This is a genomic window from Mesorhizobium sp. M1182 (assembly GCF_040318335.1).
Classification (GTDB): Bacteria; Pseudomonadota; Alphaproteobacteria; order Rhizobiales; family Rhizobiaceae; genus Mesorhizobium.
This window is the reverse complement of sequence record NZ_JAMYMD010000055.1, coordinates 16,836-30,898: the sequence shown is the minus strand read 5'-3', so window position 1 is coordinate 30,898 and position 14,063 is coordinate 16,836. Positions and strand designations below refer to the sequence as shown.

The 14,063-nt window shown below is 60.1% G+C and carries 14 protein-coding genes; 9 read left to right on the top strand and 5 right to left on the bottom strand.

Features of this window, described 5'->3' with window-relative positions; genetic code table 11:
- Nucleotides 1–380: 380 nt before the first annotated feature.
- From NKH33_RS32105 to NKH33_RS32070, 8 genes are all read left to right on the top strand, one after another.
- Nucleotides 381–1,343, top strand: coding sequence for a LysR family transcriptional regulator (locus NKH33_RS32105; RefSeq protein ID WP_352923514.1), 963 nt, complete (start codon nucleotides 381–383; stop codon nucleotides 1,341–1,343).
- A 196-nt stretch (nucleotides 1,344–1,539) separates the two neighbouring features.
- On the top strand, nucleotides 1,540–2,553 hold the full coding sequence (locus NKH33_RS32100) for an amino acid ABC transporter substrate-binding protein (RefSeq protein ID WP_352923512.1): 1,014 nt from the start codon (nucleotides 1,540–1,542) through the stop codon (nucleotides 2,551–2,553).
- Between the two features lie 70 nt (nucleotides 2,554–2,623).
- Nucleotides 2,624–3,811, top strand: a complete 1,188-nt coding sequence (locus NKH33_RS32095) for an amino acid ABC transporter permease (RefSeq protein WP_352542699.1) — start codon at nucleotides 2,624–2,626, stop codon at nucleotides 3,809–3,811.
- Between the two features lie 3 nt (nucleotides 3,812–3,814).
- Nucleotides 3,815–4,954 (top strand): amino acid ABC transporter permease, encoded by a 1,140-nt coding sequence (locus tag NKH33_RS32090; protein WP_352503545.1) that lies wholly within the window; start codon nucleotides 3,815–3,817, stop codon nucleotides 4,952–4,954.
- A gap of 63 nt (nucleotides 4,955–5,017) precedes the next feature.
- On the top strand, nucleotides 5,018–5,746 hold the full coding sequence (locus tag NKH33_RS32085) for an amino acid ABC transporter ATP-binding protein (RefSeq protein WP_502906638.1): 729 nt from the start codon (nucleotides 5,018–5,020) through the stop codon (nucleotides 5,744–5,746).
- Nucleotides 5,747–5,808: 62 nt separating this feature from the next.
- A complete protein-coding gene (locus NKH33_RS32080) occupies nucleotides 5,809–7,041 on the top strand; it encodes a MalY/PatB family protein (RefSeq protein ID WP_352923506.1) in 1,233 nt (410 codons plus the stop codon).
- A gap of 134 nt (nucleotides 7,042–7,175) precedes the next feature.
- Nucleotides 7,176–7,412, top strand: coding sequence for an aspartate/glutamate racemase family protein (locus tag NKH33_RS33385; protein WP_352980008.1), 237 nt, complete (start codon nucleotides 7,176–7,178; stop codon nucleotides 7,410–7,412).
- 236 nt (nucleotides 7,413–7,648) lie between these two features.
- Complete coding sequence (locus tag NKH33_RS32070) at nucleotides 7,649–7,957, top strand: 3-methyl-2-oxobutanoate hydroxymethyltransferase (protein ID WP_502906637.1); 309 nt, start codon at nucleotides 7,649–7,651, stop codon at nucleotides 7,955–7,957.
- A gap of 138 nt (nucleotides 7,958–8,095) precedes the next feature.
- Here the strand turns inward: NKH33_RS32070 and NKH33_RS32065 are convergent, their stop codons facing one another.
- Nucleotides 8,096–8,518, bottom strand: coding sequence for a RidA family protein (locus NKH33_RS32065; RefSeq protein ID WP_352503550.1), 423 nt, complete (start codon nucleotides 8,516–8,518; stop codon nucleotides 8,096–8,098).
- 59 nt (nucleotides 8,519–8,577) lie between these two features.
- Nucleotides 8,578–9,426, bottom strand: coding sequence for an SDR family oxidoreductase (locus tag NKH33_RS32060; RefSeq protein WP_352923504.1), 849 nt, complete (start codon nucleotides 9,424–9,426; stop codon nucleotides 8,578–8,580).
- 97 nt (nucleotides 9,427–9,523) lie between these two features.
- Between NKH33_RS32060 and NKH33_RS32055 the strand changes: the two genes are divergently transcribed.
- Nucleotides 9,524–10,426, top strand: coding sequence for a LysR family transcriptional regulator (locus NKH33_RS32055; protein ID WP_352503549.1), 903 nt, complete (start codon nucleotides 9,524–9,526; stop codon nucleotides 10,424–10,426).
- 459 nt (nucleotides 10,427–10,885) lie between these two features.
- On the opposite strand, the gene NKH33_RS32050 is transcribed toward NKH33_RS32055, so the two are convergent.
- Genes NKH33_RS32050 through NKH33_RS32040 form a run of 3 tightly spaced genes read right to left on the bottom strand, consistent with a single transcriptional unit; the run spans nucleotide 10,886 to nucleotide 13,981 of the window.
- Nucleotides 10,886–11,758: a carbohydrate ABC transporter permease gene (locus tag NKH33_RS32050; protein WP_352503540.1), complete on the bottom strand. Its 873-nt coding sequence runs from the start codon at nucleotides 11,756–11,758 to the stop codon at nucleotides 10,886–10,888.
- Entirely contained in the window at nucleotides 11,755–12,645 is an 891-nt protein-coding gene (locus NKH33_RS32045) for a carbohydrate ABC transporter permease (RefSeq protein WP_352923501.1), read from the bottom strand. The genes NKH33_RS32050 and NKH33_RS32045 overlap by 4 nt, the downstream gene beginning before the upstream one ends.
- A gap of 43 nt (nucleotides 12,646–12,688) precedes the next feature.
- The gene (locus NKH33_RS32040; protein WP_352542705.1) at nucleotides 12,689–13,981 is read right to left on the bottom strand and encodes an ABC transporter substrate-binding protein; all 1,293 of its coding nucleotides are present in this window, start codon (nucleotides 13,979–13,981) and stop codon (nucleotides 12,689–12,691) included.
- Nucleotides 13,982–14,063: the final 82 nt, after the last annotated feature.

Here is a 14,063-nt window from a genome sequence, read left to right as displayed (position 1 = left end):
TGCCGAGCGCCGTCTATGGCAGTGACAGCGACTTTGCCGACGGCAAGCTCGTAGATTCGCTGGTTCTGGCGCGGGCCGGGCAGGCGGTGGACCAGTTCGCCACCCTGGTTTCGGCACGGCAGCCGAAGCGCCAACAGGTCAGTCTGGCCTCAGCCTAAGGGGCAGCGAGTCGTAGACATCCCTGGTCCTTAGGTTAGCCAGACCATACGAGAGAATGCGAAGGAAATGGGTTGGCGAACCCTCCGCTAACATATTGATTTCCCAACAGGGAACGTTGACCCCGCAGGTCGAAGGGTCGCATTTGTTCGCCATGGCATCGTTCGCGCGTTGGAAGCGATGTTAGCATGCAGGCGAGGCATGATGAAAACGGGGAAGGTCTCATGAGTTTCGATGATATCGATCTCAATTTGCTGAGAGTGTTCGACGTGATGATGCGTGAAAGGAGCGTAACGCGCGCAGCTGCCGAATTGGGAAGAACACAATCAGCTGTAAGTCATTCCCTATCAAAACTTCGGTATTTATTGCAGGACGAATTGTTCACGAGAGATGGAGGCGAGATGCGGCCAACGCCTCGGGCGGTTGAGCTGCTGTCGGATATTTCTGCCGCGCTGGCGATTATCCGCGCATCGATCGACCGGCATCAGATCTTCAATCCAGCAACGACGCGACGCAACTTTCGCGTGGGACTCACTGACTATCACGCCATGATATTCATCCCAGGGCTCATACGGGAATTTTCGAGGCAAGCGCCTGGCGCGACGCTGAACGTCATTCCCGCAAACGGACCCGAAATCGGTTCATCGGTCTATTTGAGACAAGTCGACTGTGCGCTGACGGGAGCGGCAATACGCGACGACCCAAGTCTCTTGAAGGTGGAGCTTGGCCAGGATCAATTGTTTTGCGCGGTGTGGAGTGGAAGCAAGATCGCCAGGAACGCAATGACACTGGAAACATATTTGGCCAGTTCTCACCTGCAGATTTCCGCAGATGGTCTGGCAGAAGGCCTCGCGGATGCCGCCCTCAAGCAGCATGGTCTCCGGCGCAATGTCGTTGCGACCATCTCGAATTATCTGGTGCTGCCCTGGGCGCTTCGCGGCACTGAACTGATTACCCATTGCGGCGATGCCATCCTGCAAATTCTGGACGAGAGGAGTGAGGTGACGTTGGTCCCGCCGCCCCTTGCCATATCGAATGTGAATGCCTGGCTCATTGTTCACCGCCAGATGGCGAATGACCCGGGTACCAAATGGCTCCGGGAAATAATCATGAGCATCTACAACGAGTCGCGGACCGAGAGAGACCAAGGGTCAACCGTCGGAGCACCGGGGTTGGCTGCACCATAGGTCGCGCGCGCCGTCGCTCATTCGATTAGCCCGCCCCAAGCAAACTAGCCCGATCAGCACTCAAGCTCCCTTTCACCCGAGAGCGAGCGCCTCCTCAATTATGAATGACGCTCATTTTCGCAATGAGAACAGTCAATTTGACGAATAGTCATACTTGAGGCCACATTCCCTTCAACAAAAACAGGGGAATACCGAAATGAGATCGACGTTTAAGGGCCTACTTGCCCTCGCTATCGCGTGCACCGCCTCCTCGGCGTGGTCCGCAACCCTCGACAATGTCAAGAAAAATGGCCTGCTGACGTGTGGCACAAATTCGGCCACGGCTGGCTTCAGCCTTCCCGATAATGAAGGCAAATGGACCGGATTTGTGGTCGACTATTGTCGCGCCGTGGCCGCTGCCGTGCTCGGGGATGCGCAAAAGGTTAAGTTCATCCCATTGACGCCAAAAGATCGCTTCACCGCCTTGCAGTCGGGGGAGATCGACATTCTTGCACACAACGCAACATGGACATCGTCGCGCGATACGTCTCTCGGCATACTTTTTGCGGGGACGTACTTCTATGACGGTCAGGGATTTATGGTGCGCAAGGCGGACAACATCACATCAGCCAAGGGGCTCGAGGGCGCATCGATTTGCGTCACCCAAGGCACCACGACCGAGTTGAACCTTGCCGACTATTTTCGCTCGCAGTCGATCAAGTACACCACGGTTGGTTTCGCCGACGAGGAAGCTGTCGTGAAGGCTTACGAGGAGGGGCGTTGCGACGTCCTGTCGGCGGACACCTCTACCTTGAACGCATCGCGGCTTCGCATGGCCAAGCCGGACGACAGCATCGTTCTTCCCGAACTGATCTCCAAGGAGCCGCTTGGCCCGGCAGTGCGGCAGGGAGACGACCAGTGGTTCAATGTGGCGAAGTGGACGCTTTACGTCATGGTGGCCTCCGAAGAATACGGGGTCACCTCCAAAAACGTTGATGCGATGAAGTCGTCGGACAATCCCAGCATCCGCCGTCTGCTTGGCGTGGAAGGCAGCATCGGCAAGGACATCGGGCTCGGCGACGACTGGCCGGTCGAGGTGATCAAACAGGTCGGTAACTACGGCGAAGTGTTTGATCGGAATGTCGGCAAGGACTCCCCACTGAAAATGGAGCGCGGCATGAACGCGCTCTGGAACAAAGGCGGCGTTCAGTACGCTCCGCCGATTCGCTAGGCAAAGCATGGTTGCAAGGCGCGGGCGTGTTACCGCCAGCGCCTTGCACAGATCCCAATAGGAACACGCCATGTCCGATTTGTCGCTTCCAGCGCCCTCGCGCAGGAGCCTATCGCTGCACGATACGAAAGTGCGCGGCGTTTTCTACCAGCTCTTGCTCGCAGGTTGCCTGTTGGCTTTGGCCCTGGGCATCGGCATGCAGACCGCATCGAATATGCGGGTCCGGGGGATTCCGCTCTCATTCGATTTTTGGGGTGAGGCTGCCGGCTTCGACATCAATCAAACCCTGATACCGTACGATGCACTATCCACCTACGGTCAGGCCTTCTGGGTGGGAGTGGTCAACACCCTCTACGTCAGCTTCCTCGCAATCTTGCTGGCCACCTTGCTTGGCTTCGTCATCGGCGTTGCCCGCCTCTCGCCGAACTGGATCGTTTCGAAGGTGGCGACCGCCTATGTGGAGCTTGTGCGCAATGTCCCGTTATTGCTGCAGCTGCTGTTCTGGTACAACGCCGTCCTCAAGCCGTTGCCTTCCCCGAAGGCGTCCATCGCCATCCCCGGCGGCATCTATCTCAACAATCGCGGCCTCATCATTCCGGAGATCCAGTGGCATCCGGGGGCGGGGCTTGTGGGCCTGGCATTGGTAGCGGCCGTTTTCTGCTGCATTGCATTCTGGTTCCGCGCCAAGAGTGTCCAGAAACGAACTGGCAAGCAGCTGCCGGTATTTTTGGTCAGCCTGGCGACCTTGATAGGATTTCCGCTGATCGTGTTCCTGGCGGCTGGCGAGCCGGTCTCGTTTGTCGCGCCGCAGCTGCGGGGTTTCAACTTTCAAGGCGGACATCAACTCTATCCAGAGTTTGCCGCTCTCCTGATCGGTCTGTCGGTCTACACCGGATCCTACATCGCCGAGATCGTCCGGAGTGGAATCCAGGCAGTGCCAAAGGGCCAGAGCGAGGCTGCGTATGCGCTGGGGCTGGCGCCGGGCAAGACGCTTCGCCTTGTCGTTGTTCCGCAGGCGCTGCGTATTATCATCCCGCCTTTGACAAGCCAGTATCTCAATCTAATCAAGAACTCATCGCTTGCGGTGTTCATCGGCTATCCCGACCTCGTTCAGATCTTTGCCGGGACGGTACTCAACCAGACCGGCGCCGCCGTCCAGGTCATGGCGATCACCTTGTCCGTCTATCTCGTTATCTCCCTTGCCACGTCGTTGGCCATGAACGCGTGTAACCGACATTTTGCGATCGTCGAGAGGTGACGCATGAGCGATCAGTCCATGCATTCGCCAGTTGTCAGCAGCGCGCTCATACCAGCGATGGCGCCCCCCGCTGACGTTTGGCCGGGTCCAGTGACCTGGATGAAAAAAAATCTGTTTTCGACGCCGTCTTCAGGCGCGCTGACAATATGCTTTCTCCTCTTCGCCGTGTGGCTGCTGCGTCACTTTCTGAGCTTTGCGATCTTCGACGCGGTCTGGAGCGGCGGTCGCGAGGCTTGCCGCACGAACAGCCAAGGAGCTTGCTGGCCTTTCATTGCCGAGAAGTTCGATTACCTGCGATACGGCGCGTACCCGGCTTCCGAGCGGTGGCGCGTTGATCTCGCACAGGCTATCGGCGCCATCCTCATCGTTTGGCTCCTGTGGACGAAGGCTCCGCGGCGCAAAGTGGCGGCGTTGCTATTCTTCCTTGTCTACCCCGTTGCCGCGTTCGTTCTCGTGCGCGGGGTCGCCTGGCTCCATTTGTCTGTCATCGATACGACGCTCTGGGGCGGTCTCCTGATCACGCTGCTGATGTCGATTGTGGGCATCGTCGTCTCGCTTCCGATCGGGGTTATCCTGGCGCTTGGACGCAGGTCCGAACTCCCTTTCGTCAAGGCGGTTTGCGTCACATTCATCGAAGTCGTCCGGGGGGTGCCGTTTATCACGGTATTGTTCATGGCGAACTTCATGATGCCGCTCTTCGTCCCGGACTATCTGACGCCTGATCGTCTCCTGCGCCCGCTCATGGCGATAGCGCTGTTCTCGTCCGCCTATATGGCCGAAGTTGTGAGGGCCGGCCTTCAGGCGATCCCGAAGGGCCAATACGAGGCGGCGAAGGCGCTTGGGATCAGCTACTTCGACATAATGCGCCTGATCGTCCTCCCCCAGGCGTTGACGATCGTCATACCGAGCATCGTCTCCACCTTCATCGGTCTGTTCAAAGACACGACTCTGGTCGCCATCGTGGGCATCGCGGATTTCCTGAAAGCCATCGAAACGGCGCGCGTCGATCCGAACTGGGCAGGCCCGACGATCTCATCAACCGGCTACCTCTTTGCGGGACTGGTCTACTGGGGCTTTTGCTTCGGCATGTCCCGTTACTCGCAATCGATGGAGCGCCAATTGGCGCGCGGCCACAAATCTTAGGACGCGACGATGATGCCACAAGCAATGTACGCATCGACGAAGGGACAGCCCTTCAACAAGGCGATGGCCATTGAACTGCGTGACGTCAACAAATGGTTCGCTTCATACCATGCGCTCAGGAACATCAACCTGTCGGTGCCACAGGGGCAGCGCATTGTGATCTGCGGCCCCTCGGGGTCGGGCAAATCGACGATGATCCGGTGCGTCAACCATCTCGAGAAGCATCAGTCGGGCGAGATCATCGTCGACGGCAAAGCGGTAACCGAGGATCTGCGCAAGATCGATGAAGTCCGCAGCAATGTCGGGATGGTTTTCCAGCACTTCAATCTGTTTCCCCACCTCACGGTGCTTGAGAATTGCACGCTTGCGCCTGTTTGGGTGAGGAAGATGCCGCGGACGGCAGCTGAGGAATTGGCGCGCCACTATCTGGAGCGCGTCAGAATTGCGGAAAAGGCGGACAGCTACCCGGGTCAGCTGTCGGGTGGCCAGCAGCAACGTGCTGCAATTGCCCGGGCTCTCTGCATGAACCCGAAGATCATGCTCTTCGACGAGCCAACCTCTGCCCTCGATCCGGAGATGGTCAAGGAGGTGCTCGACACGATGGTGTCGCTCGCCGGTGAAGGTATGACGATGCTGTGCGTGACGCATGAAATGGGCTTCGCGCGGGAGGTGGCTGATCGCGTGGTGTTCATGGACCGCGGGGAGATCGTCGAGATCAACACGCCCCATCAGTTCTTCACCAACTCCCGGTCGGAACGAGCGCGGCAGTTTCTGGCGCAAATCCTCAAATAGGGAAGTCCGCAGACGCAAAGCGGCCCGTAACCGTGGCAGTAGATTTTCCAGGTGAGTATCAAATGGCTTGTGCAGACACGCCCGCATCGGCGGTTGGGCAACAAAATATTGTGGGAATAGATTTCGACCAAATCCACGACCGCCAGCAATTCGGATCCGTCAAATGGGCCAACCAGTGGGACGAGTTCTCTCCTCAGGTGCAAGGCCAGGACCTGCTCTCCCTATGGACAGCGGATATGGATTTCCGTGCTCCGGAAACCGTCATCGCGCGGCTGCGCGAGGCCGCGGACCATGGCATTTACGGCTACACACGCCGCGATCCGCGCCACTATGAGATCGTGCAATCGTGGTTCACACGCCGGCACAACTGGTCGCCGATGCTGGAGACCCTGCTCCCCGCGCCGGCGATCATGCCGTCGGTCGCTGCGATACTGCGAACCTTCACGAAGCCTGGTGACGGCGTCATCGTTCAGTCACCCGTGTACTCGCCCTATTTCGAAGTGGTTCAGGGAAATGGCCGGATTCTGCTCACGAACCGGCTGAGGCTGCAAAACAACAGGTATGAACTCGATCTGGAAGACTTCGAGAAACTGGCGGCCGGCGGCGCCAAGGTGTTCCTGCTGTGCAATCCTCACAATCCTGCCGGAATGGCCTGGACACTCGAAGAACTGACAGCGCTGAACGACATTTGTGAGCGCCATGGGATTTTGGTCATATCCGACGACATTCACTGCGACATAAGGTTGTCGGACCACCCGCACATCGTCTTCTCTTCCATCTCGGACGATGCCGCGGAGAAGTCGTTCATCTGCACCGCTCCGACGAAGACTTTCAACCTCGCCGGGGTGCCTTCGGCAACCATTGCGGTGGCGAGCAAAAAGCGCCGCGAGCAGCTTCTTGCCGCGATGCAGGCCTCATTCATGGTAAATGCAAACTTTTTCGGCCGCCTGGCCCTGGAGGTTGCCTACAGCACCGGCGCGCCCTGGCTCGATCAACTCACACCCTACATCGCCAGCAACATTGATCTGGTTTGTGACTTCGCCGGCGAATACCTTCCAGGCATTACGCCCATGCGGCCCGACGCATCGTTTCTGGTGTGGCTGGACGCGTGCGCGCTCGATCGTAGAGTGGGTGGAATTCAGAAGTTCTTTGTCGATCAGGCCGGCGTCAATCTGTATGACGGCCGCGTCTATGGGCCTGGCGGCGAAGGTTTCATCCGCCTGAATGTCGGCTGCCCGCGTCCCCTGCTGCGCCGAGGGCTGGAGCGGATGTCCAGCGCGCTGGCATCCTTGTGACTGAGCGGAACCAAGCCAGGATGCCCCGAATGCGAATTGCCATCATCAATCCCAACACGACCGCTTCGATGACCAGCGGGATCGTCGCAGCCGCCATGGCGGTGACAGGCCCAGGGACGAGATAGTGGGCGTGCATGCCAACGGCTGGACCTGAAGCGATCGAAGGGCCATTTGACGGTGCACTCTCCGTAGCGGGCCTGCTCAAGCAGGTGGTCGCGGCGGAAATGGACAATGTCGACGCCCATATCATTGCCTGCTTAGACGATACGGGTGTCGACGCGGCAAGCGCCATCGCTACCAAGCCCGTCATCGGTATAGGCAAGGCTTCGCTTCATCCGTCAGCCTTGTCGCTCACAGCTTCTGTGTCGTGACCACTCTGTCGCGTTCCGCGCGACTGATTGAAGACAACATTCGCCGTTACGGGTTCTCCCGTCGCTTCCGGCGCGTGCTTGCCTCCGACATCCCGGTCCTCGAGTTGGAGAGATCTGAAAGTGGTGCCTCCGAACGAATTTCGGAGCTCATACGCGAAGGTGGAGGCATAGGCTGCTTTGGCGCCGAGCTGGAGGTGGTCTCCGACCGGTCGCCGAACTGATCGCCCGGAATACAGATGATCATGAGCGCCGGCCCAAATGCCGACGCGCAGTATTTGTTCAGCGAGGACATGCTTGGCCACACCGCTGGCCACAGGCCGCGCCACGCCAAGACCTACCGCAACTTCGCCGCCGAATATGAGCGGCTGCAAGGCGAGCGTATTGCCGCCTATCGCGAGCTCGTATCCGACGTGCAGGCGGGCGCTTACCCGAGCCGCAGCACGTGGTCCCGATCACAGATGAAGAGTTCTCGACCTTCAGCGCCTCTCTCGAACTATAAAGCCAAGATACACAACAGGCTGCGAGATTCCCTTGCGGTACGCTGACCGAACGAACCTAATCTGTTTGGTCAGTTCACGACCTCGGTTCTCGCAGGTGGAGGTCAGCTATCTCCGCTCCGGACACAAGAGCTGACAGGCTGCCTTCGGCCCCAAATAGCCAATACAGAACTGCAGGGCGAGCGATCAGCGCTTGTCCGCCGGCTGGCTGCTCGTCGTCGAAGGGATGCGGGCGATGACCTTGATCTCGAAATCGAAGCCCGCAAGCCAATTGACGCCCACTGCGGTCCAGTTCGGGTAGGGAGGTGCACCGATTTCTTCCGCTCGGACGGCCAGAACTGTCTCGATCTGTTCGTCCGGGTTGGTGTGGAACGTTGTGACGTCGACGACGTCGTCGAAGCTGCACCCGGCGGCCGCCAAGACCGCGCGCAGATTGGCGAAGGCCCGTCGAACCTGATCCTCGAATACGGGCTCGGGCGAGCCGTCCTCACGGCTCCCGACCTGACCCGACACGAAGAGAAGATCGCCGGACCGAATGGCTGCGGAATAGCGGTGGATATCGTATAACGCGTGCCGGTTGGCCGGGTAGACGGCGTCACGTGTAGGCATCTCAAGTTCCTTTCTGTCTTGATAAGAGGTGGGCACGAGCAGCGGGCCGGAGCCGGGGGTCACAGCCGCGCCAACTCCTCGTCTGTGAAATCCGCCGCAACCGCGATGTCATTCTGCCGGTCGAGCTCCTCGATGCGTCCGCCGAGTGCCTTGCGGATGCCGGCATAGGCCTCGGCACCGAGCACCAGCCGTTTCGGGAGCGGAGCATCCTGATCGGCAAGCCTGATCATTGCGTCCGACATGCGGTCGGGGTCGCCCTTGATTACCCAAGACCCATGGAGCGCCTCGCGGACCTGATCGGCGGGGGTTCCCTCATAGGCCGCAAGCGGCTTGGTCCGCGCGAGATTGTCGCCGAACCCGGTCCGCGCCGGCCCGGGTTCCACAAGGCTGAATTCGATGCCGAAGGGAGCAGCCTCCTGCGCCACGGATTCGACGAACCCCTCGATACCCCACTTGGTCGCGTGATAGAGGCTGAAAGCCGGATAGGCGATCTGGCCTCCCTCGCTCGATACCTGTAGAATCCGACCACCACCCTGGCTGCGCAGATGCGGCAACGCCGCCTGGATGAGCGTGATCGAGCCGATGAGATTGGTGTCGATGATGTCCCGAACCTGCACATCGCCAGCCTCTTCAGCCGCGCCGAGCAGGCCATAGCCAGCATTGCTGACGACGATGTCGATCCGAGCGGATGCCGCGAAGGCCCGGTCGACCGCGGCGCGGACCGAGCTCTGGTCCTTGAGGTCCATTGCGACGATGCGGAGCCGTTCGGGGTAACTTGCACGCAGGTCGGGAAGTGCGTCCTCGCTGCGACTGGCACCGACGACGCGGTCTCCCCTGATCAGGGTCTTCTCCGCCAGCAGCCGGCCTAGACCAGAAGACACACCCGTTATGAGCCAGGCCTTTTCCATTTCTCATTTCTCCAATTGATCCAGGCAGGAGATAGGGCAATCGCATTGCGCGCATTAGCCGTTGAAATCGGCATGGGACAATGCAAAATCCCCATCAATGCCCCGCCCGTCGCTCAACGATCTCACCGCCTTCGTCGCCGTTGCCACATACCGTAGCTTCCGCCGCGCAGCGGACGAGATCGGCACGGCACCTTCCACATTGAGCCATGCGATGCGTGCGCTCGAGGAACGCATGGGCGTGCGACTTCTGAACCGCACCACACGCAGCGTCTCGCCGACAGAAGCCGGGTTCCGGTTGCTCGACCGTCTTCAGCCGGCGCTCGCCTCGCTGGACGAGGCGCTCGACAGCGTCGCGGGGTTCCGGGGCAATGTCGCAGGAACGGTCCGCATCAACGCACCGCGATTGGTGGCCGGGCTTCTCGTTCGCGCGGTTCTTCCGCAGATGGCGGAGCGCCATCCGGACGTGACCGTGGACATCGTCGTCGAGGGACGGCTCATCGATATCGTGTCCAGCGGGTTCGATGCCGGCGCGCGCCTCATCACATCAATTCCCAAAGACATGATCGCCGTGCCGTTTGCACGCGCGTTGACGTTCATCTGTATCGCGTCACCCGCCTATCTCGATCGCTTCGGGGAGCCGGGAACGCCCGAGGAATTGCAACGCCACCATTGCATCGGCCACCGTATGCCCAGCGGCAAGCTCTATCGATGGGAGTTCGAACGCGCAGGCCAGGAACTGGTGATCGGGGCAAACGGCCCCATCGTCCTTGATGACGAGGAACTGATGGTCGAAGCCGCAATAGAGGGTCTGGGCATCGCCTATGTGGCGGATTGGGCCGCCGAAGCCGCGTTGTCCGATGGCCGGCTACGCAAGGTCCTGACCGCGTGGACGCCAGCACCGGAAGAAGTTGCGGTCTACTACCCCGGACATCGAGCCGTGCCGCCCGCCCTGCGGGCTTTTCTCGATGTTGTAAAGGACCTGCGGAAGAAAGAACCCTAACCAGATCAACGAGGCCGACGCCCTCGCGCGGAATAGCCGCAGCGGGGCGAAGCGAACAGCTGAAGATCGCGGTCCTGCTCTGACCCAGCTCGCGTCGCATGAGTTCGAGCAACTATTCGAGCGAGAGCTTCTCGCGGGGGCGCAAATTCCTCGATCGGGGCTAGTTTCCCGAGATGAGGCAGGTCACCGTTAAACGCAGGGTCCAATCACTACCTTCCCGTGACCTTCCGAACGTCTGCAAACGAGCAGGGCCGCGCCGCTTTTCTGGGAGCTGTGAAAACGGCCTGGGGCGGGTACCAAGCGTGCGATTCACTAGTTGCAGCTAACGTGGTGGAGGCATTCGCGGCCAGTTGTACTGATGAACTGATGGCTCTCAGAACGCGGTCATCTGCTTAGCTCCGTTCAGCGCACCAGCGCGTCCCGATGACAGCCAGACGGATGCCGGCAGTGCCGCCCACGCTATCCCTTGACCGCCGGGCCGACGATCGAATCCACAAAGAAGCGCTGCAGGAAGACGAAGAGCACCAGTGGCGGGAGCACGGCAAGCGTCGCGCCAGCCATCACCAGTCCCGTGTTGAGAGCGCCTCTGTTGTAGCTGAGCAGGCGACTAAGGCTGATGACGATCGGATATTCGTGTGCATTGCCCTGTAGAACGGTCAGCGGCCAGAGATAGCTATTCCAGTGATAGACGAAGGCAAACAGCGCCAGTGCCGCGATTGCCGGCGCCACGCTCGGCGCGACGATCTTGAACAGGATCAGGAGTTCCGACGCCCCATCCATCCGCGCTGCGTCGATCAGATCGTCGGGCACGCCGGCTATAAACTGGCGCATCAGGAAAATGCCAAACGCATTGGCGAGATTGGGCACGATAATACCGGCAAGGCTGGCGTTCAGGCCGATTGATCCGACGAGACGGTAAAGCGGGATCAGCGTGACGATCGGCGGCAGGAACATGGTGGCGATCAGCACCGAAAACAGCAGTGAGCGGCCGGGAAAGTGATGCTTGGCGAAGGCGTAACCAGCCATCATGCTGGTGACCAGAATGCCGGCGGTGGTGATCGTGGCGATCACGAGCGAATTCCACATCGAGCGACCGACATTGATGACGCCGGACACTTTCTCGTACGCTTCGAGGGTCGGCGTGCGCGGTATCCACACCGGCGGCACCTGCATGGTTTCGGCCGGCGTTTTCAGGCTGGAGAGCACCATCCACAACAGCGGGAAGGCGGAGGCCACGGCAACCAGCAGCATCAGCGTGGCGAGCAGTGCTCTGCGGCCCGCCAGGCGTTTGCGCGCCAACCGGCTCGATGCTGAGCGGCCCGGCGCGCTCATTCGTCATCCTTCCGGTTGGCGAATGCAAACAGCGCACACACAATGACGATCAGCGACAGCATCAGCATCACTGCCATGGCCGAGCCCAGCCCGCCTTGTGCCCGCTCGATGCCGACTCGGCGGATATGGTAGGTCAGCACGTTGGTCGAGCCGACCGGCCCGCCTTGGGTGATCAGCGCCACCGGCTCGAACACTTGCACGGCGTTGATGATGGCAATGACGGCGCTGAACAAGAGCGTGCGGCTCAATAGCGGCAAGGTGATGAAGCGGAACTGTTCGCGCCGGTTGGCGCCGTCAAGCGTCGCCGCCTCGTAAAGACTGCCTGGGATCTGGGTCAGCCCGGCAACGGCCAGCACCGTAAAATAGCCGATCTGCTGCCAGACATTGAGGACGACGATCGAGATCAACGCCGATCTTGGCGAGGACAACCAGAGTTGCGGGCCGATGCCGGCGAGACCGAGCACCTGGTTGAGCGGCCCCTCGCTCGGCGAATAGAGCTTCGACCAGACCAGCGTCACGGCGATCATCGGCACCATGTAGGTGGAAAACAACACGGTCCGCAGCGCCGTACCGCCTTCGACATCGCGCTGGTGGACCATCAAGCCGAACACTACCGAAAGGGGCAGGATGAGCATCACCGACAATGCCGTGTAGATGGCGGTGTTGAGCAGCGCTCGCTTGAAATCCCGCCCGACCGAGGTCGGCCCGAATATTTCGCGAAAATTGTCGAAGCCGATGAAGCTCGCATTGGAAAAAGGCGTCTGCGTCGACCAGTCCTGGAATGACAGCCAGATGGTGAGCAGCATCGGCAGCAGGATGAAAACGCCAATCAGTGTCACGGCGGGCGCCAGCATGATGCCCACCGAGGCACGATAGCTCTTGATCATCGCTCTGCTTCCAAAGCGTCGGGCTCTCGAAACAGCGCCTTCGCTATTTGGCGGCACGCTCCAGGATCGAGACGGCATCGGCCTGCGCGTTCGCCTGCGCATCCTTGGCCGAGAGCTGCCCATACTGCAACGCCTCGAGCGTCTGCTGCAGCGATTCGCTGAACTCCTGGCCGCCCGGGACGACAGGGAAGGGCTTGGCGTCAGCAAGCACGCTGACATAGCCGGACAGGAACTCGGAACCGAGCTTGTCCTTATGGGCTTCGATGTCGGAGGTCCGCGTCGGCAGGATGCCCATCGACATCAGAATATCCGACATTGCCGATGCGCCGTTCTTGCCGGACTTCGGACTGTTCAGCCATACCAGGAAATCCCATGCCGCTTTTTGCTCGGCCTGACCGGCATTGGCGTTGACGACGGTCATCCATGAATAGGAGATCGAGTGCGGCTTGTCGCCGCTCGGACCGACCGGGATGGGTGCGGTGGCGATATTGGAGAACTTGTCGCCCATGCCGCTCTTCAATGCGCTTTCCCACCAGTTGGCCATGATGATCATGCCGGTCTTGCCGGAGACGAAATTGTCTAGGAAGGGGCCGGTTGTGTTGGCGTCGGCCGTGGCCATCGCCGGATCGCTGGCGCCGGACTTGATCAGGTCCTCGTAAAGCTGGAAAGTCTCACCGGCTTGAGGACTGTCGAGCATCGGTTTGCCGTCCTTGACCAGCTCGCCGCCATTGGAGACCAGCAGCGAGGCGAAGGGATGGACGACGCCCGCCGCCCAGGAATTGATCATGCCGAAGCCTTGCTGGCCGGCATCTTTCCTGGTCAGCTTCTGGGCCGCATCCTTCAATTCGGACCAGGTCTTCGGCGCGGCTGTAATGCCTGCCCGTTTGAACAGCTCCTTGTTGTAGTTCAGCGCGTAGACGTCGATCTCGTTTGGAATGCCGTAAAGCGTGGCGCCAACAGAGGCTGCACTGACGACACCGGCCGGCCACGCACTCTTGACCTCGCCGGCAACTGCATCGGGGGCCGGCGCGACCAGCTTGTCTCGCGCCAGTTCGGGCAGCCACAAATCATAGATGCCGCCGATCGTCGGCCCGTCCGAGCTGCCGCCCTGGGAACGCAATGTCGTCAGGAGATCGCCGAAGGGGACGGCGCGCACGGTGACGGTCACATCCGGATCGCTCTTGGCGTAGTCCTTGGCCGCGGCGTCCAGCAAAGCGACCGTTTCGGGCGACCAGTGGGTCAGATAGGAGATGTTGACCGATTGGGCCCAACCAATGGTGGGCGAGGCCAACAACCCTGCAGCAAGTGCCAGTTTCGAAATCCAAGCCAAAGACATCCGACCCTCCGCATAGCCACACAGCGATGTCCATGACGTTATGACAAGCAGAAGCAACGATGCAAGCGCTATCTTCGTGGAG

Bases quoted from the DNA above. Each gene is read 5' to 3' on its own strand.
- NKH33_RS32105 (WP_352923514.1), top strand. From the start codon at position 381: ATGAGTTTCGATGATATCGATCTCAATTTGCTGAGAGTGTTCGACGTG.
- NKH33_RS32100 (WP_352923512.1), top strand. From the start codon at position 1,540: ATGAGATCGACGTTTAAGGGCCTACTTGCCCTCGCTATCGCGTGCACC.
- NKH33_RS32095 (WP_352542699.1), top strand. From the start codon at position 2,624: ATGTCCGATTTGTCGCTTCCAGCGCCCTCGCGCAGGAGCCTATCGCTG.
- NKH33_RS32090 (WP_352503545.1), top strand. From the start codon at position 3,815: ATGAGCGATCAGTCCATGCATTCGCCAGTTGTCAGCAGCGCGCTCATA.
- NKH33_RS32085 (WP_502906638.1), top strand. From the start codon at position 5,018: ATGGCCATTGAACTGCGTGACGTCAACAAATGGTTCGCTTCATACCAT.
- NKH33_RS32080 (WP_352923506.1), top strand. From the start codon at position 5,809: ATGGCTTGTGCAGACACGCCCGCATCGGCGGTTGGGCAACAAAATATT.
- NKH33_RS33385 (WP_352980008.1), top strand. From the start codon at position 7,176: ATGCCAACGGCTGGACCTGAAGCGATCGAAGGGCCATTTGACGGTGCA.
- NKH33_RS32070 (WP_502906637.1), top strand. From the start codon at position 7,649: ATGATCATGAGCGCCGGCCCAAATGCCGACGCGCAGTATTTGTTCAGC.
- NKH33_RS32065 (WP_352503550.1), bottom strand. From the start codon at position 8,518: ATGCCTACACGTGACGCCGTCTACCCGGCCAACCGGCACGCGTTATAC.
- NKH33_RS32060 (WP_352923504.1), bottom strand. From the start codon at position 9,426: ATGGAAAAGGCCTGGCTCATAACGGGTGTGTCTTCTGGTCTAGGCCGG.
- NKH33_RS32055 (WP_352503549.1), top strand. From the start codon at position 9,524: ATGCCCCGCCCGTCGCTCAACGATCTCACCGCCTTCGTCGCCGTTGCC.
- NKH33_RS32050 (WP_352503540.1), bottom strand. From the start codon at position 11,758: ATGAGCGCGCCGGGCCGCTCAGCATCGAGCCGGTTGGCGCGCAAACGC.
- NKH33_RS32045 (WP_352923501.1), bottom strand. From the start codon at position 12,645: ATGATCAAGAGCTATCGTGCCTCGGTGGGCATCATGCTGGCGCCCGCC.
- NKH33_RS32040 (WP_352542705.1), bottom strand. From the start codon at position 13,981: ATGTCTTTGGCTTGGATTTCGAAACTGGCACTTGCTGCAGGGTTGTTG.